The sequence below is a fragment of the Luteibacter pinisoli genome (genome assembly GCF_006385595.1).
GTDB lineage: Bacteria > Pseudomonadota > Gammaproteobacteria > Xanthomonadales > Rhodanobacteraceae > Luteibacter > Luteibacter pinisoli.
This window is the reverse complement of the sequence record NZ_CP041046.1, coordinates 3,548,513-3,572,418: the sequence shown is the minus strand read 5'-3', so window position 1 is coordinate 3,572,418 and position 23,906 is coordinate 3,548,513. Positions and strand designations below refer to the sequence as shown.

The window sequence follows — 23,906 nt, the reverse complement described above, 5'->3', positions numbered from 1 at the left end:
GCTACCTGAGGACGCAACGGTTCTTGCCCCCACGCTTCGCCTCGTACATCGCCTCGTCCGCCGTCGACACCAGGCGGTCGTAGACGTCGCCCGGCTGGTACATCGTCACGCCGATGCTTGCGCCGATCTTCGCGGGGATGCGCAGGTCGGCGACCGTGAGTGTGTACGGCTCGGCGATCGCGTCGCAGAGTGCCTGGCAGCGGACCAGTGCGGCGGGGCCATCGGTGGCGTCGTGCATCAGCACCGCGAACTCGTCGCCGCCGAGGCGGGCGACGGTGTCGCTGCCGCGCGTGCGAGCATCGACGCGCGCGGCGATCGCCTTCAGCAGCTCGTCGCCCGCGGCATGGCCGTGGCCATCGTTCACGCCCTTGAACCCGTCGATGTCGATGTAGGCGAGGGCGAATGACGCACCGCCCGCGTTACCGGCCGCCAGGGCGGCTTCCAGCCGCTCGCGGAACAGGACGCGGTTGGGCAGCCCGGTGAGCGCGTCGTGCGTGGCCTGGTGGCGCACCAGCTGCTCCATGCGCGTGCGCTCGGCCACTTCCGTGGTGAGCTGCTGGTTGCGCACGGAGAGTTCGTCCAGTGCGTGCTGGAGTAGGGCGCGTGCCCGGTAGAGCTCGAGGAAGATGCGCACCTTCGATTGCAGGATCGCATCGTTGATCGGCTTGGCGATGTAATCCACCGCGCCGGCCGAGTAGCCCTTCATCCGGTTGAGGTCATCGGCATAGGCGGCCGTGACGAAGATGATGGGGGTCTCGCGCAGGTGCTCGCTTTCACCGATGAGTTCAGCCACCTCGAAGCCATCCATGCCGGGCATGTTGACGTCGAGGAGGATCAGCGCGAACTGATGGTCCAGGCACAGCGCGAGCGCGTCGTTGCCGCTGGAGGCTTCGAAAATGTCAGCGTCCGCGCGTGCCAGCAGGCGCCGCATGGCGACGAGGTTGGCGGGCGTATCGTCGACGACGAGGATCTTGGGGCGAATCGGTGTCATGGTCTGCAAAGTTCGTTAAGTCGTAAGGCAATCTGGTCGAGCGAGAGGCACGCGTCGGCACCGGCGATGGCCAGGCCGGCGCGCGGCATCACGTCGGAATCCGCCGTGGCGGGATCCTGCACGATGGCGAAGCCGCCGGCGTGGCGCACGGCCTTCAGGCCTTCGGCACCGTCGGAGTTGGCGCCGGTCATCAGCACGGCGACGAGTCCATCGCGCCACGCATCCGCGGCACTCTCGAAAAGCACATCGATGGACGGGCGGGCGTAGGTGACCCGTGCGTCCACGCTGAGCGAAAAATGGGCATTGGCCTCGACCAGCAGGTGATAGCCGCTGGGCGCCACGTGGACCACGCCCGGGTCCGCGGGTGCGCGCTCGGCCGCCTCGACCACCGGCAGGGCCGATACGCGGGCGAGCAGCTCCACCAGTAGGGAGACGTCGGAGGATCCGGTGTGGCAGCAGACCACCACGGGCACGGCCAGTTGCCGGTCCAGCGCGGGCAGGATGCGCAGCAGGGCGGCCAGGCCGCCTGCGCTGCATCCCATCGCGATGGCCGTGCGCGGGCTCATCGTGCCAGCGGCCTGCCGGCGGTGGCGCCGGCCTGGTAGATGCGCAGGGCGTTGTCGACGTCGCCGAAGGTGGCCGCCGACGGGGAGAAGTCCACGTTCTCACGGGTGCCCAGGCAGAGGAAGCCACCGCGCACCAGGCTGTCGCGGAACAGGCCGAGCGTGCGGTCCTGCAGCGCGTTGTTGAAGTAGATGAGGACGTTGCGGCAGAGGATCAGGTGCGCCTCGCAGAACACCTCGTCCGTCACCAGGTTGTGGTTGAAGAAGGTGACGTTGCGGCGCAGGCGCTGATCCAGCTTGATGAACTCGTAGCGCGCGCTGTAGTAGTCGCTGAACGAGTGCAGGCCGCCGGCCTCCAGGTAATTGCGCGACCAGTCGCGCGCATCGCGCGTGGCGTAGATGCCTTCGGAGGCCATCTGCAACGCGGCGTCGTTGAAGTCGGTGGCGTAGATGCGCGTGCGGTCGTACAGGCCGGCTTCTTCGAGGAGGATGGCCAGCGAATAGACTTCCTGGCCATGGGCGCAGCCGGCCTGCCAGATGTTGATCTCGGGATACGAGGCCAGCACCGGCAACACCTTGTCGCGCAGGGCGCGGAACACCAGCGGGTCGCGGAACATCTCCGATACCGGCACGGAGAGGCCTTCGATCACGCGCGTGACGAAGCCCTCCTCATGCAGCACGCGACGGTTCAGTTCGCTGATCGTGCCCGTGGCGTGGGAGCGCACCAGCTGCTGCACGCGGCGCTTCAACGATGCCGGCGCGTACTCGCTGAAGTCGTAGCCGTGGCGCAGCTGCATGGCGCGTACGAACAGCTGGATTTCAATGTCCTCGACGTCCACCTCAGGTCCTGGCCGGCAGCCACACGCGGATCATCGACAGCAGGCGGTCGACGTCAATCGGTTTGGAAAGATAGTCGTTGGCACCGGCTTCCAGGCACTTTTCGCGATCGCCACGCATCGCCTTGGCGGTGAGCGCGATGATCGGCACGTTGGCCACGGCGGGCTTGGCGCGGATGGCACGCATCGTGTCGTAGCCGTCCATCACCGGCATCATGATGTCCATCAGTACCAGTTCGAGCGCGGGGTCGCGGTCCAGCGTGTCCAGCGCTTTCTGGCCATCCTGCGCCATCACCACGTCGATGCCCTTGCCACGCAGCACCTTGGAGAGGGCGAACAGGTTGCGCATGTCGTCGTCCACCAGCAGCACGCGACGGCCGCGCAGGCTCGCCTCGTCCATGCCGCTGGCGGCGGTGGGACGCTCGGCGGAGGCCGCGGCACCGCCGTGGCGGATCGAATGCAGGAACAGGCTGACTTCGTCGAGCAGGCGGTCGGGCGAGCGGGCGCCCTTCACCACGATGCTGTCCGTGTACTGGCGGATCTTCATGCTCTCCTCGCGGGAGAGGTCGCGGCCCGAGTACACCACCACCGGTGGCGTGTGCCCGGACTGCGACAGCAGCTCAAGGAACTCGAGCCCCGAGATGCCGGGCAAGCCCAGGTCGAGGACGATGCAGTCGTAGGCTACCTCGCGGGTCTTCTCCAGCGCCTGTTCGCCCGAGGCGGCATCGTCGATCACGACGTTGTCGTCCTTCAGCAGCGTGCGTACCGCGGCGCGCGCGCTCGCGTCGTCGTCCACGACCAGCAGGTGGCGCGTGCGGCCCTCGGCGAAGTGCAGCAGGCGATCGAAGGCGGTGGCGATGGACTCGCGGCTCACCGGCTTGGTGAGGAAGCCCACGGCGCCCAGCTCCATGCCGCGGCTGGCGTCGTCGGTAGCCGAGATGAAGTGCACCGGGATGTGCCGCGTGGCCGCGTCGTGCTTGAGGCGGTCGATCACGGTCCAGCCATCCATGCCCGGCAGCATCACGTCGAGCAGGATGCCCGTGGGGCGGAACTGGCGGGCGAGGGCGAGGCCCGTCTCACCGTCGGCTGCCGCGAGCACGCGATGGCCCTTGCGGTGGACCATGTCGGCAAGGATGCGCGCGAAGGCCGGGTCGTCTTCCACCACGAGGATGATGGTGTCGCCGGGCGCGAGCAGGGCGCGGTCGTCGTCGATGGCATCGGCGATGAGTGCCGGCGAGAGCGGCAGCGTGGCCTCGGCGGCAGCGCGCTCGCGCGGCATCGGTTCCGCGGCATCGCCTGCATGCGCCGGCGCTTCCTCGGGCAGGAGGATGGTGAAGGTGCTGCCCTTGCCCACTTCGCTATCGAGGGTGATGTCGCCGCCGAGCAGCATGGCGATGCGCCGGGAGATGGCGAGGCCAAGCCCGGTGCCGCCGTACTGCCGGCTGGTGCTCGCGTCCACCTGCTCGAAGGCGTGGAACACCCGCTGGAATTTCTCCGGCGGGATGCCGATGCCCGAATCGGTGACGGCGATGCACAGCGCGTGCGCGGCCTCGAGGCCGGCAGGCAACGTGGCATCCGCCGCCGGGCGGCTGATGTGGACGCGGACGCTGCCCGCGGCGGTGAACTTGAAGGCGTTGCTCAGCAGGTTGTTGACCACCTGTTCGAGCTTGCCGCCGTCGGTGCGGATACTCGCCGGCAGGCCCGGGTCGAGCTTCACCTCGAAGGCCACCTTCTTTTCCTGGGCCACGTGGTTGAACGTGCGGCCCAGCGTGCGGGCCAGGTCGGCCAGGGGCACGGTGTCGACCATCAGCTCCATCTTGCCGGCCTCCACCTTGGAGAGGTCGAGGATGTCGTTGATCAGGCGCAGCAGGTTGGAGCCGGCATCGTGGATGATGCGCGCGGATTCGACCTGTTCGCCGCTGAGGTTTTCTTCGTCGTTGTCGGCCAGGCTGCGCGACAGGATGAGCAGGCTGTTCAGCGGCGTGCGCAGCTCGTGCGACATGTTGGCCAGGAACTCGGACTTGTACTGGCTGGCGCGGGCCAGTTCCTCGGCCTTCTCGTGGGTTTCCTTCTGCAGCGCTTCGAGCGAGTCCTTCTGCTGGTTGAGCGTGAGGCTCTTCTCGCGCAGTTCTTCGTTGGACGCGTGCAGTTCTTCGGTCTGCACGCGCAGCTCTTCTTCCGATGCGATCAGGCGCTGCGACTGTTCCTGCAGTTCCGCCGTCTTGGTATGCAGTTCGCTGTTGGTGGCCTGCAGGGCGTCCTGCTGGCGGCGCAGCGCCTCTTCGGAGGCGCGCAGCTCGTCGGCCTGGCTCTGGGTCTGCTCCAGCAATTCAAGCGCACGCAGCTCGCGGGCGAGGTTTTCGAGCGACAGGGCGACGATCGGCATCAGTTCGTCGATCAGGCGTTCTTGCAGCGCGGTGAGGTGCTCGAAGCTGGCGATCTCGACGACGCCCAGCAGGACGTCGCGGGAGAGCAGCGGCACGACCACCACGCTGCGCGGTGCGGCTTCGCCTGTACCGGAGTGGATCCGCGTGTAGTCGTCCGGGACGTCCTGCAGCACGATGGTCTGGCGGTTGGCGGCGGCCTGGCCGACCAGTCCCTCGCCCACGGCGTAGTCCGTGGTGACGTGGCGGCGCTGGCGGAAGCCGTGGCTGCCCGCCAGTTCGAGGCGCTGGCTGTCTTCGCGGTAGAGGTAGAACACGCCCACGCCGGCCTTCAGCGTGGTGACCAGTTCGGTCACCAGCGTGTCGGCGAATTCGCGGTACGTGGTGGTTTCCTGCAGGCGGTTGGACACGGCGGTGACGCCGGACTTCAGCCAGGTCTGGCCGGCCGTCTCGATGGCCATTTCCTTGAACACGTGCAGGGCGCGGGCGATCTCGCCGATTTCGTCGCGGCGGGCCAGCTGGCGCACCTCGATGCTGTGGTCGTGGTTGGCCAGGCGGGTCATCAGCTCGGTCATGCGCACCAGGGGGCGCGTGATCAGGCGGAAGGTCATGGCGATGACGACGCCACCCATCAGCAGGCAAAGCACCAGCGAGAGGATGTCGATGGTCCGCGTGGTCGAAAGGGTCTTGTCGAGCGCCGCGTTGCGCTGCTCCAGCAGGCTATGCTCGGTGGCTGCCATGTCATCCACCAGCTTGCGGACGTCGGTCATCAGCACGGTGCGCCGGGCGAAGTAGTCGCGGCGGATGCCATCGCGCGCCTGCGCGCCTTCGGGGGTCACGGCGTTGCCGATCGCACGCATCGGCTCCAGGCCATTCTTCAGCGCCTCGACCCTCCAGCGATCCAGCATGTCCTGCAGGCGGTCGATGCGGCCCTGCTGGAGGGGGTTGTCGGCGGTGAGGCGGCGCAGGTCGGTCACGCTCCGGCCCAGGTCGCGGTCGGCGGCCTCGAAATCCGCGTACTCGCTATCGGCCTGGTTCAGCATGAAGCCGCGGGCGGCCACCTGTCGTTGCTGAGCATCCGCGCCCACGGTGTCCAGGGTGAGCAACACCACGTAGGTGTGCTCGGACCACGCCCGTGTGTCGTTTTCCCGCCCCAGCGACACCAGGTTGGCGATGCATGCCGCCACGAACAGGGCCAGCAGGGCCCCGATGGCGATGATGATCTTGCGCTGCAGGGGCTGGTCAGCCAGCCAGTGATGCTGCTTATCGGTGGAGGACATGCGTTAACCGGTAGTGGCGGGGATGGGGCGGCCTTCCATGGGTTTACAACGAATCGGTGCCGGGCTTCCATGGCCCCGGGCACATTATCGGCAGGCTTATGCCGTGGCCTTAGCCGCGCGACGGCGCCAGAACGGCGGCACCAGGCTGCCTCGCCGGACCGCCACGGCGAGTAATACGGCGGTTAGGGTCGAACAGATGCAAAGGGCGACCACGGAGGCCTCGGCGCCGAACTCGCCACCGGTGAGCCAGTCCGGCCCCTGCATGTGCGAGGCCAGCCAGCCCTTCTGTTCGAAGCCGGAGACGGGGATGCCATAGAACGGGCCCTGGGCCACGTTCCAGGCCGCGTGCACGCCCATACACAGCCACAGCGAGCGGGTGACGTGGTAGATCAGGCCGAACAGCAGGCCAGCCTCGAGGGCGATGGCCAGGGCGCTCCACGTGGTGGCGTGCGGGTTCCAGATGTGCGCGCAGCCGAAGAAGGCCGCCGAAATGAGCAGGGAGATCCACGTGCCCAGGCCCTCCTCGACGATGCGGAAGAGCACGCCGCGGCTCACGATCTCCTCGCCGACGCCGGCCCCCACGCCCAGCACCAGCACCAGGCCGAGCCAGGGCACGCCGGTGTTGGTGCCGTCGACGACATAGGCACCCAGTGCGGCGAGGCAGCCCACCACCAGGGAAAACAGCACGAAGCCCGCGACCAGGCCGAGCAGCACATGGGGGACGAGCTTGCGCGCGGCCAGTTCATCCACGTGGCGGCGCTCGATGAAACGCACCAGTAACCAGTAGGCCAGCACAATGGGCAGCAGGCGGAACAGTTCGATCAGCGGCGTGACCTCGCCAAAGGGAATGGCGCCGTGCGGCAGCCCGAGGGCCTTGTACGCCTGGGTGCAGCCCATCCCGATGAGCCAGGCCATGACGGCAAAGGCCACGATGCGCCCCACGGGCGAGCGCAACAGGCGAAGGGGCAGGGCGGGGCGCGGGACGGCAACATCGTTGCTGGACATGGGCTCAAGGGCTCGCTGTGGATGCGGGGTGCAGTCTACGCAGGCATGATGGTGCTCCGATACAAGATCGTCGCTGGGCCTCCGGGTATCGTCCTCGCCCGGGGGCGCACACAGGCCCGAAACCACCGGAACGAACGATGTCGATCCCGCAAAACAACGATCCGTCGAGCCCGATGAACCGCACGGCGCAGACCTTTCCCCGTCTTGATGACGAGATGGCGGCGCGACTGGTCCATTACGGGGTGGAGGAGTTCGTGCCCAAGGGCACGGTCCTGTTCCAGCGCGGCCAGCGCCGGGTGGATTACTTCTTCGTCCTGGAGGGGTCGATCGAGGTGTACGACGTGGGCAGCGACGGCACGCAGAACATCGTGGTGACCCACGGGCGCCACCAGTTCACGGGTGAAGTGGACCTCTTCAGCGGCCGCGAAACCATGGTCAATGGCCGCGCCGGCAGCGATTCGCGCATCGTCCGCGTGGCCCCCGCGCAGTTCCGCCGGCTGGTCGCGGGCGAGCCGGATATCGGCGAGATCATCATGCGGGCCTTCATCCTGCGCCGGGTGGGCCTGATCCAGAGCGGCCAGGGTGGCGTGTGGCTGGCCGGCTCCGCGCATGCGGCGGATACGGTGCGCCTGCGCAGCTTCCTGATCCGCAATGGCTACCCGCACAAGCTGCTCGACACCGATATCGACGAGGACGCCCGTCATCTGATCGAAGGCTTTGGCCTCCAGCCCGACGAATGCCCGGTGGTGATCCTGCCGGACCGTCGCGTGCTGCGTTGCCCGACCACCACCGAACTGGCCGACGAGCTGGGCATCACCATCGAGCTGGACAGCGAGCACGTGTACGACGTGGCCGTCATCGGCGCCGGCCCCGCCGGGCTCGCCGCCGCCGTGTACGCGGCCTCGGAAGGCCTGGATACCGTGGTGCTCGAGGCGCTGGCGCCCGGCGGCCAGGCGGGCACCAGTTCGAAGATCGAAAATTACCTGGGCTTCCCTACCGGTATTTCCGGGCAGGCGCTGGCCGGACGGGCGCAGGTACAGGCGATGAAGTTTGGCGCGCACATGGCCATCGCGCGCGAAGTGAAGACCATGGATTGCGGCAGCCATCCGTACCGGCTGCACCTGGACAACGGCACGCAGGTGACGGCCCGTTCCGTGGTGATCGCCACGGGCGCCCGCTACCGCAAGCTGGCCCAGGTGGATTACGAGCGCTTCGAAGGGCAGGGCATCCAGTACGCCGCCACGGCGATGGAGGCCACGCTGTGTGCGGGCGAGGAAGTGGTCGTGGTGGGTGGCGGCAACAGCGCCGGCCAGGCCGCGGTGTTCCTGGCGCGCACGGCCTCGCATGTGCACATCCTCGTGCGTGGCGAAGGCCTTGCCGCGACGATGTCCGATTACCTCGTGCAGCGCATCGCGCAGTCGCCGCGGATCACGCTGCATCCGTACTGCGAGATCGACCACCTGGACGGTGACGCCTACCTGCGCGAAGTGGGCTGGTACTGCGTGAAAACCGAGAAGCAGGAGCGCGTGAAGGTGGCCAGTCTGTTCGTGATGATCGGCGCAGAGCCGAACACCGCCTGGCTGCAGGGCTGCCTCGATCTCGACAAGAAGGGCTTCGTGCTCACCGGCCGCGATGCGGACGGTTACGCCACGCCGTCACCGTATGCGACGACCCTGCGTGGCGTGTTCGCCGTGGGCGATGTGCGCTCCGGTTCGGTGAAGCGCGTCGCCGCCGGCGTGGGTGAGGGCTCGGTGGTGGTGCATGCCATCCACCGCTTCCTGCACCCGTCGCCGGTGTAAGGGCTTACACCTCGACCGAGGCCGCGTGCTCGCGCGTGGCCGAGAATCGCACCTGCGGCCAGCGCTCGATGGCCAGCTGCAGGTTCACGCGGGTGGGGGCGAGGTAGACGAGCTCGCCCGCCGCGTCGATGGCGAGGTTGGATGCGTTCTTTTCCTTGAACTCTTCCAGCTTCTTCGCGTCGTCGCAGTGCACCCAGCGCGCGGTGGCCACGCCGACCTGCTCGAACGACGAATCGACGTTGTATTCGTCCTTCAGGCGGTACGCCACCACGTCGAACTGCAGCACGCCGACCGCGCCGAGGATCAGGTCGTTCGACATCAGCGGGCGGAAGAACTGCGTGGCACCTTCTTCGGAAAGCTGCGCCAGGCCTTTCTGGAGCGCCTTCATCTTCATCGGGTCGCGCAGCCGCGCACGACGGAACAGTTCCGGTGCGAAGTTGGGGATGCCGGTGAACGACAGGCCTTCGCCTTCGGTGAAGGTATCGCCGATGGTGATGGTGCCGTGGTTGTGCAGGCCGATGACGTCGCCCGGATAGGCGCGCTCGACGATTTCGCGATCGCTCGCCATGAACGTGAGCGCATTGGCGATGCGCACTTCCTTGCCCGTGCGCGTCTGCTGCATCTTCATGCCGGCGGTATACGTGCCGGAACAGATGCGCATGAAGGCCACGCGGTCGCGGTGCGCCGGATCCATGTTCGCCTGGATCTTGAACACGAAGCCGGTGAGCTTCTCCTCGGCCGGCAGCACTTCACGCGTGAGCGTGTTGCGCGAACGCGGCGAGGGCGCGTGTTCGACGAAGAACTCCAGCAGCAGTTCGACGCCGAAGTTGTTCACGGCCGAGCCGAAAAACACCGGCGTCTGCTTGCCTTCGAGGTACGCGTCGATATCGAACGGATTGGACGCGCCGAGCACGAGTTCAAGCTCGTCGCGCACCTCGGCCAGGGCTTCCGCACCGATGCGCGCGAGCAGGTCGGGATTATCCAGGCCCTTGAAGATCGTCGAGTCCTGGCGGGTGAAGTTCTTGCCCTGCTCGAAGATGTGCACTTCGTCGAGCAGTACGTGGTACACGCCCTTCAGGCGCGAGCCCATGCCGATCGGCCAGGTGACTGGCGCGCAGGCGATGCCCAGCACCGATTCCACTTCGTCGAGCAGTTCGATCGGCGAACGGCCTTCGCGGTCGAGCTTGTTGATGAAGGTCATGATCGGCGTGGCGCGCAGGCGGCACACTTCCATGAGCTTGATGGTGCGCTCTTCCACGCCCTTCGCGCAGTCGATGACCATCAGGGCCGAATCCACCGCGGTAAGCACGCGGTAGGTGTCCTCGGAGAAGTCCGCGTGGCCCGGGGTGTCCAGCAGGTTAACGATGGCGTCGTTGTACGGGAACTGCATCACCGACGACGTCACCGAAATACCGCGCTCCTTTTCCAGCGCCATCCAGTCGGATGTCGCGTGGCGGGCGGCCTTGCGGCTCTTCACCGAGCCGGCCATCTGGATGGCGCCGCCGAACAGCAGGAGCTTTTCGGTCAGGGTGGTCTTGCCGGCGTCGGGGTGGCTGACGATGGCGAAGCTGCGCCGGCGCTGGGTTTCGCTGAGGTGCGAGGACATGGAATGGGGTCGCGTCGAAGGGCTAACCCCGTATTCTAGCGCGGATTTACCAGCGCTGATTTACCCGGGGAAGGCCGCTGCCAGCCAGTCCGGCACGGGGATCCCCTTCTCGCGCAGGAAGGCCGGGTTGAACAGCTTGGCCTGGTAGCGCATGCCGCTGTCGCACAGGACGGTGACCACCGTGTGGCCGGGCCCCAGGTGGCGGGCCAGGCGGATGGCCCCGGCGATATTCACGCCGCTGGACAGGCCGACGCAGTAGCCCTCGTCCCGCAGCAGGCGGTGGATTTCGGGGATGGACTCGGCATCCGGGATGGACCAGGCCATGTCGATCGGCGCGTCCAGGAAGTTCGCCGTGAGCCGGCCGTTGCCGATGCCCTCGGTGATCGAGTTGCCCTCGGCCTTCAGTTCCCCGGTGAGCACGTGGCTGGCCAGGGCCGAGCCGGCCGGGTCGGCGAGGGCAATGGCGATGCCGGGGCGGCGGGCCTTCAGGGCCCGCCCCACGCCGGCGATGGTGCCGCCCGTGCCCGAGGCGCAGGCGAACCCGTCGACGTCGCCACCGGTCTGCTCCCAGATCTCCACCCCGGTGGTGGCCTCATGCCAGTCGCGGTTGGCCAGGTTGTCGAACTGGTTGGCGAACCAGGCGCTGCCGGGCTCGCTGGCGTTCATCTCGGCGGCCAGGCGGCGGGCCGTGGCGGCGTAGTGGTTCGGGTCGGTCCAGGGGCCGGCCGGCACGAGGCGGACGTCCGCGCCGGCGGCGCGCAGGGCGTCGATCTTCTCGCGGCTCTGGGTATCCGGCATGACGATGAGGCTGCGGTAGCCCCGGCTGTTGCCCAGCAGGGCCAGGCCGATGCCGGTATTGCCGGCCGTGCCCTCCACCAGGGTGGCACCCGGGCGGAGCAGCCCCTGGCGCTCGGCGTCTTCCAGCAGGCCCAGGGCGGTCCGGTCCTTCACCGAGCCGCCCGGGTTCAGGAACTCGGCCTTGGCCAGGATCTCGCAGCCGGTGGCCTCCGAGGCGCCGCGCAGGCGCAGGAGGGGCGTGCCGCCGATGCCGGCGCTGAGGGTGGGGTAGGTAGCCATGGGGCCAGATGTTAACCCGGACGGCACGGGGCCGCTAAACACGCGATACGGGTCACGGTTTCGCAAGGTTTTGGAGGTTTAGACGTCTAGACGGCTGTTGACACACCATGGATCGGCGCGTATCGTCGATTCCACTCATCGAGACCGGCTGAGGGACAGGCCCTTTGAAGCCGGGGCAACCTGCGGATTTCCGCGACGGTGCCAACTCCTGCGGTGCGTGGTTCGCCACGCAACCCGATAGATGGGAATGTCCGGTCCGGGCGCGCTTCCAGCGCACCGCGCCCTGGCAGTCCGGCTACAGGTATCCGCAGGGCTCGATCCCGACAGGAACCCGGACATGCCAGCAGAGCCACTCACCGTGATCCCCCTCTCCGAAGCAGCTGTCGCCGCCGCGCCGCGTGGCGCCGCCGATCTCACCGAACAGCGTGGAACCCGCCGCGTGTCCTTCCTGCCCAAGTACGGCAGCGAGGCGGTCACGGTGGACGTCCATTACCTGTGGTGCGGCGCGGCCCATGCGCCCACGGTGATCGTGCAGGGTGGCATCTCGGCCAGCCGTGACGTCTGCGCCGGGCGCGATCGCCAGGGCTGGTGGCAGGAGCTGGTGGGCCACGGCGCGGCCGTCGACCTCACCCATTGCCGCGTACTCTCGATCGACTGGCTGGTGCCGGGCGACATCGAGGGCGTGGAGTCGGTGTCCAGCGAAGACCAGGCCGCCGCGCTGGCCGCGCTGGTGGATGAGCTCGGCATCGGCCGCGTCCAGGCCTTCATCGGCTCGTCCTACGGTGCCATGGCCGGGCTCGCCTTCGCCGCCAACCACGCAGACAAGGTCGCCTCGCTGATCCTGCTGGCAGGCGCGCATCGCCCACATCCGCTGTCGACCGCGCAGCGCTCCGTGCAGCGCGGCATCGTCCGCCTCGGCATCGAGTCGGGCCGCACGGACGAAGCGCTGGCCCTGGCCCGCCAGCTGGCGATGACCACCTACCGTGGCAGCGAGGAATTCTCCCGCCGCTTCGCCGCCGGCCCGGAGCTGCGCGATGGCCGCTTCTACTTCCCCGTGGAAGATTACCTGGAACACGCCGGCCGTCGTTTCGTCGAACGCTTCGACCCGGTGCGCTTCCTCGCCCTCTCCGAGTCGATCGACCTGCACGACATCGCGCCGGAACGCGTGCATGCGCCGACGACGCTGGTGGGCTTCCCTTCCGACCGCCTCGTGCCGCTGTCCGACCTGTGCGAACTGCAGCGTCGCATCGGTGGCACCGCCACCCTCGAAGTCGTGGATTCGCCGTATGGCCACGACGCCTTCCTCAAAGAAACCGTGCAGCTCGCCCCCGTGCTGCGTCACGCACTCAACGACTGTTACGGAGCTCGTTAACCATGACTCGTGAAACCCGCCTGTGTACCCGCGCCGTCCGCGCCGGCATTGAATCCGACACCCAGCACGGCGCCGTCGTGCCGCCGCTGCACCTGTCCACGAACTACGCGTTCGAAGGCTTTGGTCGCAAGCGTGCGTATGATTATTCGCGCAGCGGCAACCCCACGCGCGACCTGCTGGCGGAAGCCCTCACCGACCTGGAAGAAGGCGCGGGCGCGGTCGTGACCAACACGGGCATGTCCGCCGTGGCGCTGGCGCTTGAGCTGGTGCCGGCCGGTGGCCTCGTCCTCGCCGCGCATGATTGCTACGGCGGCACGTGGCGCCTGCTGGATGCATGGGCGAAGAAGGGGCGCTTCAGCGTGCGCTTCGTCGACTTCACCGACCCCACCGCGCTGGCCGATGGCCTGGCTGCGAAGCCGGGCCTGGTGTGGATCGAAACGCCGTCGAACCCGCTGCTGCGCATCACCGATGTGCGCCACGTGGCGCAGGCCGCGCATGCGGTGGGTGCGCTTGTCGTGGTCGACAACACGTTCCTGTCGCCGGCGTTGCAGCAGCCGCTGAAGCTTGGCGCCGACGTCGTGCTGCATTCCACCACCAAGTACATCAACGGCCACAGCGACGTCGTCGGCGGCGCGGTGATCGCGGCGGATCCCGCCGTGGCGGAAACGCTCAAGTGGTGGGGTAACTGCAACGGCCAGACCGGCTCGCCGTTCGACAGCTTCCTCACCCTGCGTGGCGTGCGCACGCTGGCGGTGCGCCTGCGCGCCCATGAAGAGAATGCCCGTCGCGTCGCCGAGCGCCTCGAGGCGAACGAAGCGGTGTCGCGCATCTACTACCCGGGCCTCGCATCCCATCCGGGCCACGCGCTCGCGCAGCGTCAGCAGAAGGGCTTCGGCGCGATGCTCAGCTTCGAGCTCGCTGGCGGTGACGAAGCCATCGAGGCCTTCGTCGAAGGCCTGCACTACTTCTCGCTGGCCGAGTCGCTCGGTGGCGTGGAAAGCCTCGTGGCGCATCCGGCCACCATGACCCATGCCGCCATGGCCCCGGAAGCCCGCCGTACGGCCGGCATTGCCGACAACCTGCTGCGCCTGTCCATCGGCATCGAGGACGGCGACGACCTCATCAGCGACCTTGAAGCCGGCCTGGCGCGTGCCGCTGCCGTCGCCCGCGGTGCATCGAAACGCAAGGTCGGCGCATGAGCGCGGTGGTGGCTCCCCTGGCGCCAGAGGCGCCGCACACCGCCGTGGTGTTGCTCGGGACGGGTGTGGTGGGCCGCGCCCTGCTGACGCTGCTGGGCACGCCCTCGGCGAGCACGCTGCGCCTGGTGGGCGCGGCCAACTCGCGTCGCCAGCATGTGCTGGCCGATGGCCTGCGTCCGGCGGATGTCGCGGATGCGCTGGCGAAGGCGCGCGACGGCCGCGACAACGGCCCGCTGCTGGCCGCGCTGGACGCCACGGGGGCGGCCCGCAAGGTGCTGATCGACGCCACGGCCTGTGCCAACGAGGCGAGCCGCCATGCGGAATACCTCTCGCGCGGCTACCACGTGGTCACCGCGAACAAGGCGCTTGCGGGTGGCCACCTGCAGGGCTGGCGCGCGCTGCAGGCGGCAACGGCCGGCACGTCGGTGTATGGCGATGCGGCCACCGTCGGCGCGGGCTTGCCCGTGCTCTCCACGCTGCGCCGGCTGCGTCGCTGTGGCGACAGCCTGCTCACCCTCGAGGGCGTCTTCTCCGGCTCGCTCTCGTGGCTGTTCAACCAGTACGACGGCTCACGCCCGTTCTCGGCCTTGCTCGCCGACGCACGCCGCCTCGGGTTTACCGAGCCTGATCCGCGCTCCGACCTCTCGGGCGAAGACGTGGCGCGCAAGCTGCTGATCATCGCGCGCCATGCGGGCTTTGCCCTCGGCAGCGATGAAGTCGAAATCGAGAGCCTTGTCCCCGAGGCCCTGCGTGGGGTCGATACCAAGGCCTTCCTCGAACGGCTGGAGGAACTCGATGCGCCGCTCGCCCAGCGCCATGCCGAAGCGAAGGCCAAGGGCAAGGTGCTGCGCTACCTCGCGCGCCTGAACCAGCGCGGCCGGGCACGCGTCGGCCTGGTCGAGGTCGGCCCGGAGCACCCGGCCTCGCGGCTGTCCGGCACCGATAACCAGTTCGCCCTGACCACCACGCGCTACCACTCGACACCGCTGGTGATCCAGGGGCCCGGCGCCGGGCCGGAGATCACCGCGCAGGCACTCCTCGGGGACGTGCTCTCGCTGTAAAAAATAAGGCGCCCGAGGGGCGCCTTATTCGTTTAGCGGTGGCCGGTGGCGGCCTTGGCTTCGTCCGCGCTGGGCGGCACCACCGGTTCGCCCGGCTCATCATCGTGATGGAAGCGCGCGGCCTCCACCATCGGCGTGCGCCAGCCCGAGGCCACGCCCCAGAAGTAGAACACCGCACCGATGACGGCGACGACCGCCAGATCCCAGCCGTACGGGATGTAGTCGTGGCCACCGAAGGTCTTGCTGCCACCCCACGAGACGGCCGCGATCACCGGCAGGTAGACGACCAGCCACCAGGCGCCCTTCATGTGGCGGGCGAAGTCTTCCCAGCCCGTCTTTGCCGTGTAGTAGAAGTACAGCGGCAGCGCGACGACCATCAGCAGGATGATCTCGCCGGTGAGCGGCCACTTCGCCCAGTACAGCAGTTCGGTGGCGAAGATGAAGGCGAGGGCGGCGAGCACCGGCAGGCCGGGGATGCGCAGCGGACGCTTCATTTCCGGCGCCGTGCGGCGCAGGGTCATGACGCTGACCGGGCCCGTGAGGTAGGAGATGATCGTCGACACCGAGATCACCGCCGCCAGCGTGCCCCAGCCGCGGAAGAAGAACAGGAAGATGAAGCTCACCACCAGGTTCAGCCACATGGCCGGACGCGGGATGCCGAAGCGCGGGTGGATGGAGCCAAAGATCTTCGGCAGCTGGCCGTTGCGCTCCATGGCGTAGATCATGCGCGCCGTGGTCGCGGTGTACGTGGCGCCGGTGCCGCTGGGGCTGACGAAGGCATCCGCGTAAAGCAGGATGGCCAGCCAGTTGATGAACAGGGCGGTGGCGAGCTGGGCGAAGGGCGAGGCGTATTCCAGCGCGGCCCAGCCGTTGGCCAGCTGGTCCGGCGGCACGGCGCCGATGAAGGCGACCTGCAGCAGCACGTAAACCACCGTGGCCAGCAGGATCGAGCCGATGACGGCCACCGGCACGCTGCGGCCCGGGTTACGCGCCTCACCGGCCAGGTTCACCGGGCTCTGGAAGCCGTTGAAGCTGAAGACGATGCCCGAGATGGCCACCGCGGTGAGGATCGACGAGATGTCGATGGCATGCGTGCCGCCGTGGGCGCCGATGTGGAAATTGCCGCGGTTGAAGCTGGTGTACATCAGGGCGATGGCGGTAGCCGCCGGCACCACGAGCTTGAACACCGTGATCGCCGTGTTGCTCTTGGCGAACAGCTTCACGCTCCAGAAGTTCAGGAAGAAGTACACGAAGACCAGCACCACCGCGATGGCCAGGCCGGGCGGGGTGAGCTCGCCGTGGCCGGCGGTGACGACGTAGAGGCTCTTGGTCCACTGCGCCCATTCCCAGGGCCACGAGGCCATGTACTGCACCGATGCCTCGGCTTCCACCGGGATCACCGAGACGATGGCGATCCAGTTGGCCCAGCCGGCGATGAAGCCCACCAGCGAACCGTGCGAGTAGTGGCCGTAGCGCACCATGCCGCCGGATTCGGGGAACATGGCGCCGAGCTCGGCGTAGGTCAGGGCGATGAACAGGATGATGACGGCGCCGATGATCCAGGCGTAGATCGCACCGGGGCCGGCGAGCTGGGCGGCGTGCCAGGCGCCGAACAGCCAGCCAGAGCCGATAATCGAGCCCAGGCCGGTCAGCATCAGGGCAAAAGCGCCGACATCGCGACGAATATGGTGGTGGGACATGGGAACTCCGGTCGGACGGGCCGGAAATTCCGGGCCCAGGGCGGCACAAGGGCCGGATGATGACAGCCCCGGGCCCCCCTGTCAGCCAGCGCCCCCCTACGCAAATGATGGGCACATCGATATACACTGACCGATGCGGTAAGGAAGAAGGGGTTCGGATGCGATCGAAGGTAGTCGTCAACGGCATATGGCTTGTCGCCATGTCGGCATGCGGCATTGCCGCAGCCGAGACGCCGTGGAGCGACAAGGGCCGGCTGATCGATTCGGAGTCATATGATCGTACCGCCAAGGGTTTTTACTTCACCCTGTACCCCGGCGAAGACCCGGTCGAATCGGTGCGGCGCTGCGCCATAACCATGCGCGAGCTGGGCCACCTGGCCTCGGTTTCGTGCTTTGCGTACACCAGCAAGCAGCGTTTCGACACCCGCAAGGGCAAGCTGCGGATCTGCTACACGGCCGTCGCCAACTGGTGGGGACAGGACGAACCGGTGCGCGTTGAGACGGTCGAGCGCCTCCCGCGCACCTGTCCTACCAGATAATCAGCACTCGATCACGTTGACGGCCAGGCCGCCGCGCGAGGTTTCCTTGTACTTGTCCTTCATGTCGCGGCCGGTGTCGCGCATGGTGGCGATGACCTTGTCGAGCGAGACGTGGTGCTTGCCGTCGCTCTTGAGGGCCATGCGGCTGGCATTGATCGCCTTCACCGCGCCCATCGCGTTGCGCTCGATGCAGGGGATCTGCACCAGGCCGCCGATCGGGTCGCAGGTGAGGCCCAGGTTGTGTTCCATGCCGATCTCGGCCGCGTTCTCCACCTGGGTGACGGTACCGCCCAGCGCGGCGGCCAGGCCGCCGGCCGCCATGGAGCAGGCCACGCCGACTTCGCCCTGGCAGCCGACTTCGGCGCCGGAGATCGAGGCGTTTTCCTTGTAGAGGATGCCGATGGCCGCCGCGGTCAGCATGAAGGTGATGACGCCTTCTTCCGAGGCACCCGGACAGAAGTGGCGGTAATAGTGCAGCACGGCCGGCACGATGCCTGCGGCACCGTTGGTGGGCGCCGTGACGACGCGGCCGCCGGCGGCGTTCTCTTCGTTCACCGCCAGGGCGTACAGGTTGACCCAGTCAAGGATGGTGAGCGGGTCGCGCAGCGCGGCTTCGGGCTGGGCGCGCAGTTCGGCGGCCATGGCCGGCGCACGGCGGTTCACCTTCAGGCCACCCGGCAGGACGCCGGGCGAGCGCAGGCCACGGGCCACGCAATCCTGCATCGCCTGCCAGATCGTCAGCAGCCCGGCGCGGGTCTCGGCCTCCGGTCGCCAGATGCTCTCGTTGCGCATCATCAGCTGGGCGATGGTGAGATTGTTCTCAGCGCAGAGGGCCAGCATCTGGTCGCCGGTGGAGAATGCGAACGGCTGTTCGCTGGTATCGGCCACGATGCGGTCTTCCGCCGCCTCGTCGGGATTCACCACGAAACCGCCGCCCACCGAGTAGTAATCGCGGGTGGCGAGCTCGTTGCCTTCGGCGTCGTAGGCGGAGAAGCGCATGCCGTTGGTGTGGAACGGAAGCTTCTGGCGCTTGTTGAAGACCAGGTCGGCCTTTTCGTCGAACGCGATCTCGTGGCGGCCGAGGATGCGGATGCGCTTGCTGGCGCGGATGCGCTCCAGGGTGGCCGGGATGGCGTCCGGGTCGACGCGGTCGGGCCATTCGCCTTCGAAGCCCAGCAGCACGGCTTTGTCGGTGCCATGGCCGCGGCCGGTCATGGCCAGCGAGCCGAACAGCTCGCAGCGCACGCGGGCCACGCGATGGAGCACGCCCTTTTCTTCGAGCCAGTGCTCGGCGAAGCGGGCGCCGGCGCGCATGGGACCCACGGTGTGCGAAGAAGACGGGCCGATGCCGATCTTGAAAAGGTCGAAAACGCTGACTGCCATGGCTGGACGTGGGGTTGGCTATGGGGAATAGCCGGCTATTCTACGCCCCACGGCCCGCTACCCCATACACCCCCGCATGTATGCATTCACCTTGTACCAGCGCGACGACTGCCACCTTTGCGACCAGGCGCTGGATCTGCTGGCGAGCGTGCGTTTTCCGGACTTTTCATCGGTGTGGATCGACGATGACGATGCCCTGGAAGCGCGCTACGGCGCCCGTGTGCCCGTGCTGCAACGCAGCGACGGCGTCGAACTGGACTGGCCCTTCGACGCGGCGGCGCTGGCGCTTATTTGCGCAGCCGCCTGAGGATCTCTTCGCGCGCTTCGCGCAGGATGGAGTCGCGATCGAGCGAGGCGACGATGTCGGCGACGGCACGCTTGGCCCCGTGCTCGCCCCATGACTTGCCCGAAACGAGGTAACGCTCGGCGGCGCGGCCAATCAGCACGGTGGCGTACCAGCCGAGCGCGCCCTGTGCCGCGGCGGTGACGACGACCGACAAGCCGCCGCTCAGGCCTTTCAGTGCCGACGCCACCAGCTGCACGCCCCATACCGCGCCCATCAGGGCCGCCAGCTGGGTACTGATCACGACCACCAGCCGTCCGGATTCGGCACGCGTCAGCGGCAAACCGTAGACGCGGCTGAGCTGCACCACCATCGCCGCATCCAAGCCGCCGGCGAGCAGCAGGTCGGCGACCGGTACGGGATTCAGCGCGACCGCCACGGATTTCGCGATGCAGTACTGGCGGATGACGCCCGAGGCGACGTCGCGCCGCGCCCCCGCGATGCGCGCGTTGACCTGGTCGGTGAGCTTGCCCGCGAACAGGCCGGCATGGATCGCGGCAAGCGCCTTGCCCTCGCGTTCGGCGATGGCGATCAGGCGCGCCTTCAAGGCCGCGACATCGGCGGGCCGTGGTTCGCTTGTACGGTGTTCGACGCCGCGCGCGTCGCTTTCGATGACCACGCGTGGCGCAGGGCGGGCCGCCACGGCGAGGACGTCTTCACGGCGTACCAGGCCCGCGGCGTGTTCGCGCAGCCGTTCGAGCAGGCCATCGCGCTCGTCGTCGTTGTAGCGGTCGGATTTGTTCAGCACCAGCAGCAGCGGCCGCGCGGTCGCCGCCAGTGTGCGCAGGGCGTCGCGCTCGTCACGGGTGAGGTCACCATCGGCCACGAAGACGATGAGGTCGCTGACTTCAGCGACGTCGAACGCGAGTTTTTCGCGCGCCTCGCCGCCGAGTTCGTTGATCCCCGGTGTATCGATCAGCACCAGGCCGGCATGCGCGGCTTCGTCGAGGCGTACGGCGTCGGCTTCCGTCGTCGTGCCATGGAGCACGCCCATGGCGAACGCATCGCGGCCGAGCAGGGCGTTGCCCAGCGCCGATTTGCCTGCGGAGACACGACCGAACACCGCGACGTGCAGTTCTTCGTGTTCGATGCGCTCGAGCATCGTTTCCACGCGGCGAAAGTCCGAGGCCATCGCCGCGCGGACATCCGCCGGGATGGCCGGATCGTCGAGCAGGCCGCGCAGGCTGGCGCCCACCGCCCCGCCCCTCGTGTCCACCGCCGCTGCGTCGGGCGCAGCACGGTGGAAACGACGGGTCAGGCCGCGCAGGCGGTCACGCCAGCCGTCGGTCACGGCTTACTTCGGCAGCAGGTTCAGCGTGCCGTTGACCAGCACGTCGTCGGCGATGGTGCTCGTGTCCTTGTACTGGCCGCTGCCCACGCCGAAGTCCAGGCGCTTCAGGCTGCCGGTGACCGAGAGGCGTGCACCGCCAGCCGCCGGGTTGAAGACGACCTTGAGCTGCACCGGCTTGGTGATGCCGTGCAGGGTGAGGTTGCCATTGGCGACGATGTCGCCCTTCGCATTCTTCGCAAAGCCCGTGGTGACGTAGTGCGCTTTCGGGAATTTCGAGGCGTCAAAGAAATCGGCGGTCGGCAGGGCACCGTCGCGGTCGCCGTCGCCGGTTTTCGCCGTGGCGACATCCACGGTCACGTCGAACTTCGCCGTGGCCAGGTTGGCCGGGTCGTAGCTGATGGCCGCGTCGAACTTGCCGAAGGAGCCGTCGAACTGCTGGCCCTGGAACTTGCCGCTGAAGCCCAGCGTGCTACCCGGGCCGACCTTGTAATCCGCCGCGGAGGCAGCGAAGGGCAGGGCAAGGGCGAGTGCCAGCGCGGAAAGGCGGCGGGTGGACAAGGTCATGGCGTGTCTCCGGGAGAGGTGGGGGCATTCCGCCGTGCGCGTCCAAACGGGAGCATGCGGCGGAGGGTGTCGTCGCGATCAATGAAATGGTGCTTCAGCGCGCCACCCACGTGGGCGACGAGCACGAACAGCAGAAACCAGAACAGATACACGTGCACGGTGCCAAGCGTATTGGAAAGATCTTCGTTCTTTTCCACCAGTGCCGGCAGGTTGAACTGCTTGAAATACTGCAGGGGGAAGCCGTGGGCGGAGTTGAACGCCCAGCCGCTGAGCGGGATGGCGACGATAAGCAGGTAGAGCAGCCCGTGCACGGCATGCGCGGCGACCTTCTGCCAGCGCGGCGCGGGCACGTCCGGCGGACGCCTGTCGGCCATGCGCCACGCCAGGCGCAGCACGAACAGCGCCAGCACGGTCAGGCCGATCGACTTGTGCAGCGCGAACATGTTGATCTTGTTCAACGAGGGCTTAAGGCCGTCCATCCAGAAGGCGAACAGGCCGTTGCCGAGGATCAGCAGCGCCATGAGCCAGTGGAAGGTCTTGGCAACGGTGCTCCAGCGGGTGGGTTCACTGCGCACGGGCATCGGGGGTTTCCTTGTCAGCAGCGGCAGGGCCGTCGCCCGTGCGGATCGCTTCGATTTCCAGCCATACCGACACCTGGGTGCCGATCGAGCCGGTGTTGGAGGTCATGCCGAACTTCGTCCGGTCGAGGACGAGGTTGGCGGAGAAGCCGGCCGTCGTATGCAGGCCGTAAATCGTCTTGCCGACGCGGTTCACCCGGAACGGGATGTTCACCGGCAGGGTGACGCCGCGCAGCGTGAGCTTGCCGTGCAGCACGCCCTCGTCGTCGTTGCGCTTCTCCACCGAGTCACTGGCGAAGTGCGCGGTGTGTTCGTGGTCCGCGTCGAGCAGGCTGCTGCCGCGCACGGCCTTGTCCCACTCGGCGTCGCCCATGCTGACCGACGCGAGGTCGATGGTGGCGTCCACCGACGAGGCCGGCCAGTTGGCGGGATCGAAGCGAAGGGTGCCGTCGGTGATGCGCAGGCGGCCGAACGAGCGGGAGAAACCGTTGTGGTCGACGTTGAACACCACCGTGCTGTGCACGGGGTCGATCCGCCAGGCCTGGGGTGCCGCGTGGGCGGCGCCCGCCGCGGTGAAGGCCAGGGCGAGGATGCCGGGAAGGAGGACGCGTCGCATCAGGGGAGGTGCTCCATCACGGGCCGCGCGAGCAGCCGATGGGAAAGAGTGTGGCCGACGGCGCCGGCCTTGTCAGCCCGTGCGCCGCGAACGGATTGTTCACTCAGCGATCCCGCAGGGCATCGCTGGTGAGTTCCGCCAGGTGGCGCAACCGGTTGCCCCGGGTGTCTTCCAGCAGGCTGCGCATGCGCTCGCCCGCCTCGGCGTGGTCCAGCTGCTGGCGCTCGGCCAGGGTAGTGGCCAGGGCCTTGCCGAAGCTGTCGAACACCAGCGCGTAGGCGAAGGCGTGGAGGACGCCGCCGCCCAGCGTGCCCAGGCCGGGGAAAGCCTTAAGCGCGTTGCCGGCGACGGCCAGGACCACCGAGGTGCCCGTTCGCAAGGTCATGCGCACCTGGCGCAGCAGCGCTTCGATCTCCACCTCGGACACCTTCACGCCGTAGAGTCCGGCCAGGGCCCGGACCAGGCCGGCGGCCAGCGCGCCCTGGATCACCAGGTCGGTGCCGGGCGCGACCGCGGCCATGGCACCCACGATGGCGCGCCGGGCGTAGCGCGCCACGATCCGCTCGGCCTCGGCCGCGCGCTGGGTTGTTTCCAGCAGCGAGGTCCGCTCGTGGAGGCCAGCGAGCACGGCGTTTTCGCGGGCGGGCTCAAGGGCACCGGCGCCGGGCGCCGTAAGGCGGCGCAGGGCGGTGGTGAGCTCATCGATGTCTGGCTTGCGCTGGCGGCGCACCTCTTCGCTGCTGCCATCGGCGAGGCGTCGGGTGAACTGCTCTTCGCCGCCGGCGCTGATCAGCACCACCGCATCGGGCAGGCCTTCGGTACTGGCGCGCAGGCGCTGCGCGATGTGCGCGCGTTCGCCGGCGTCCCACTGGTCGGCCTTGTTCACGGCGAGTACGAGCGGCTTGCCAAAATCGCCCAGCCAGCGCACTTCGTTCGCCTGCGCGCGGGTGAGGTCACCCGCGCATACGTACACCACGGCATGCGCACGCAGGGCTTCCTCGCGGGCCATGCGTTCGCGTGCATCGCCGTCGGCCTCCGCCGTGCCCGGCACATCCGCCACGATCCACGTCGTGCCATGGGCGTCGCGGCCTTCGTAGTGCGTCACCTCGCGCGTGGTGCCGCCGCGTGCATCACGCGCCACGACGGTGCCCGGCACGAGCGCGGCAATCAGCGTGGATTTGCCGGTGGAGATTTCCCCGAACACGGCGACGTGTACCTGGCCGCTGTCACGGCGGCGGTCAAGTTCGCTGAGTTCGCTACGGAGTTCCTCAACGTCGGCATCGGAATCACGCAATGCCGCCACCCGCGTTTCCAGCGATGGACGGTCGGGAGCCTGAACGGGCGCACGCGGTTTTCGCGGGCGCAGCCACCACACGCCGATGGCGAGGCCCGCGGCGAGGACGGCGACAAGCAGCAGGCCCACCAGCCAGCGCAACCCTTCGGGCAGGCTCATGAAGCGCTGGGCCAGTGCCAGGCCACGCTCAAGCGTGGCTAGCAGCAACCAGGCGAGGGCGGCGATACCGATGGCCGCGATCAGCAAGCGAAGTCGGCGTGACATGCCGGGCATTCTACGGGCAAGCGGGTCAGGCTTGTCCTACATGAACACGTGGCGCCCACCCAGTCGGCGCGCGCTTGCCTGCGTGGCATCATCGCGCCGAACTAGGAACCCGGCGTATGCAACGTCCATGCACGGCGAGATGGATTCTCGCGGCGGCGGCC

The 23,906-nt window shown here is 68.0% G+C and carries 20 protein-coding genes and 1 riboswitch; of the genes, 6 read left to right on the top strand and 14 right to left on the bottom strand.

Features of this window, described 5'->3' with window-relative positions:
• Position 1: 1 nt before the first annotated feature.
• From FIV34_RS16280 to FIV34_RS16260, 5 genes are all read right to left on the bottom strand, one after another.
• Positions 2 to 991, bottom strand: a complete 990-nt coding sequence (locus FIV34_RS16280) for a diguanylate cyclase domain-containing protein (protein WP_211352648.1) — start codon at positions 989 to 991, stop codon at positions 2 to 4.
• On the bottom strand, positions 988 to 1,557 hold the full coding sequence (locus FIV34_RS16275) for a chemotaxis protein CheB (protein ID WP_139984576.1): 570 nt from the start codon (positions 1,555 to 1,557) through the stop codon (positions 988 to 990). The genes FIV34_RS16280 and FIV34_RS16275 overlap by 4 nt, the downstream gene beginning before the upstream one ends.
• On the bottom strand, positions 1,554 to 2,393 hold the full coding sequence (locus FIV34_RS16270) for a CheR family methyltransferase (RefSeq protein ID WP_246058651.1): 840 nt from the start codon (positions 2,391 to 2,393) through the stop codon (positions 1,554 to 1,556). Before FIV34_RS16270 ends, FIV34_RS16275 begins: the two co-directional genes overlap by 4 nt.
• A 1-nt stretch (position 2,394) precedes the next feature.
• On the bottom strand, positions 2,395 to 6,054 hold the full coding sequence (locus FIV34_RS16265; protein WP_139984575.1) for a response regulator: 3,660 nt from the start codon (positions 6,052 to 6,054) through the stop codon (positions 2,395 to 2,397).
• 96 nt (positions 6,055 to 6,150) lie between these two features.
• Positions 6,151 to 7,059 (bottom strand): CPBP family intramembrane glutamic endopeptidase, encoded by a 909-nt coding sequence (locus tag FIV34_RS16260; protein WP_139984574.1) that lies wholly within the window; start codon positions 7,057 to 7,059, stop codon positions 6,151 to 6,153.
• 137 nt (positions 7,060 to 7,196) lie between these two features.
• Between FIV34_RS16260 and FIV34_RS16255 the strand changes: the two genes are divergently transcribed.
• Entirely contained in the window at positions 7,197 to 8,858 is a 1,662-nt protein-coding gene (locus FIV34_RS16255; RefSeq protein ID WP_139984573.1) for an FAD-dependent oxidoreductase, read from the top strand.
• A gap of 4 nt (positions 8,859 to 8,862) precedes the next feature.
• On the opposite strand, the gene FIV34_RS16250 is transcribed toward FIV34_RS16255, so the two are convergent.
• Together FIV34_RS16250 and FIV34_RS16245 are read right to left on the bottom strand one after the other, a co-directional pair.
• Positions 8,863 to 10,464 carry a peptide chain release factor 3 gene (locus FIV34_RS16250; RefSeq protein WP_139984572.1) on the bottom strand — a complete coding sequence of 534 codons (1,602 nt, stop codon included), beginning with the start codon at positions 10,462 to 10,464 and terminating at the stop codon, positions 8,863 to 8,865.
• Between the two features lie 60 nt (positions 10,465 to 10,524).
• Positions 10,525 to 11,541: a cysteine synthase A gene (locus tag FIV34_RS16245; RefSeq protein WP_139984571.1), complete on the bottom strand. Its 1,017-nt coding sequence runs from the start codon at positions 11,539 to 11,541 to the stop codon at positions 10,525 to 10,527.
• A gap of 132 nt (positions 11,542 to 11,673) precedes the next feature.
• A riboswitch (SAM riboswitch) is annotated at positions 11,674 to 11,789 on the top strand.
• 89 nt (positions 11,790 to 11,878) lie between these two features.
• On the opposite strand from FIV34_RS16245, the gene metX reads away from it, so the two are divergent.
• From metX to FIV34_RS16230, 3 genes are read left to right on the top strand one after another with little or no spacing between them, the layout of a single operon-like run.
• On the top strand, positions 11,879 to 12,913 hold the full coding sequence (gene metX / locus FIV34_RS16240) for a homoserine O-succinyltransferase MetX (RefSeq protein WP_139984570.1): 1,035 nt from the start codon (positions 11,879 to 11,881) through the stop codon (positions 12,911 to 12,913).
• Positions 12,914 to 12,915: 2 nt separating this feature from the next.
• Complete coding sequence (gene metB, locus FIV34_RS16235; RefSeq protein WP_139984569.1) at positions 12,916 to 14,112, top strand: cystathionine gamma-synthase; 1,197 nt, start codon at positions 12,916 to 12,918, stop codon at positions 14,110 to 14,112.
• On the top strand, positions 14,109 to 15,173 hold the full coding sequence (locus FIV34_RS16230; RefSeq protein WP_139984568.1) for a homoserine dehydrogenase family protein: 1,065 nt from the start codon (positions 14,109 to 14,111) through the stop codon (positions 15,171 to 15,173). The genes metB and FIV34_RS16230 overlap by 4 nt, the downstream gene beginning before the upstream one ends.
• Before the next feature lie 32 nt (positions 15,174 to 15,205).
• Here FIV34_RS16230 and FIV34_RS16225 read toward each other — a convergent pair whose 3' ends face one another.
• On the bottom strand, positions 15,206 to 16,873 hold the full coding sequence (locus FIV34_RS16225) for an APC family permease (protein WP_139984567.1): 1,668 nt from the start codon (positions 16,871 to 16,873) through the stop codon (positions 15,206 to 15,208).
• Positions 16,874 to 17,031: 158 nt separating this feature from the next.
• Between FIV34_RS16225 and FIV34_RS16220 the strand changes: the two genes are divergently transcribed.
• Positions 17,032 to 17,412, top strand: a complete 381-nt coding sequence (locus FIV34_RS16220; RefSeq protein ID WP_139984566.1) for a hypothetical protein — start codon at positions 17,032 to 17,034, stop codon at positions 17,410 to 17,412.
• Here the strand turns inward: FIV34_RS16220 and FIV34_RS16215 are convergent, their stop codons facing one another.
• Positions 17,413 to 18,795, bottom strand: coding sequence for an L-serine ammonia-lyase (locus FIV34_RS16215; RefSeq protein WP_139984565.1), 1,383 nt, complete (start codon positions 18,793 to 18,795; stop codon positions 17,413 to 17,415).
• Positions 18,796 to 18,871: 76 nt separating this feature from the next.
• On the opposite strand from FIV34_RS16215, the gene FIV34_RS16210 reads away from it, so the two are divergent.
• Entirely contained in the window at positions 18,872 to 19,102 is a 231-nt protein-coding gene (locus FIV34_RS16210) for a glutaredoxin family protein (RefSeq protein WP_139984564.1), read from the top strand.
• Here the strand turns inward: FIV34_RS16210 and FIV34_RS16205 are convergent.
• From FIV34_RS16205 to FIV34_RS16185, 5 genes are all read right to left on the bottom strand, one after another.
• Positions 19,083 to 20,429 carry a GTP-binding protein gene (locus tag FIV34_RS16205; RefSeq protein ID WP_246058650.1) on the bottom strand — a complete coding sequence of 449 codons (1,347 nt, stop codon included), beginning with the start codon at positions 20,427 to 20,429 and terminating at the stop codon, positions 19,083 to 19,085. The two genes, FIV34_RS16210 and FIV34_RS16205, sit on opposite strands and share 20 nt — an antisense overlap.
• 3 nt (positions 20,430 to 20,432) lie before the next feature.
• Complete coding sequence (locus FIV34_RS16200) at positions 20,433 to 20,993, bottom strand: YceI family protein (RefSeq protein WP_139984563.1); 561 nt, start codon at positions 20,991 to 20,993, stop codon at positions 20,433 to 20,435.
• Positions 20,990 to 21,574 (bottom strand): cytochrome b, encoded by a 585-nt coding sequence (locus FIV34_RS16195; protein WP_139984562.1) that lies wholly within the window; start codon positions 21,572 to 21,574, stop codon positions 20,990 to 20,992. Before FIV34_RS16195 ends, FIV34_RS16200 begins: the two co-directional genes overlap by 4 nt.
• Complete coding sequence (locus FIV34_RS16190) at positions 21,558 to 22,187, bottom strand: YceI family protein (protein WP_139984561.1); 630 nt, start codon at positions 22,185 to 22,187, stop codon at positions 21,558 to 21,560. The genes FIV34_RS16195 and FIV34_RS16190 overlap by 17 nt, the downstream gene beginning before the upstream one ends.
• Before the next feature lie 103 nt (positions 22,188 to 22,290).
• Entirely contained in the window at positions 22,291 to 23,745 is a 1,455-nt protein-coding gene (locus FIV34_RS16185) for a GTPase (protein ID WP_139984560.1), read from the bottom strand.
• Positions 23,746 to 23,906: the final 161 nt, after the last annotated feature.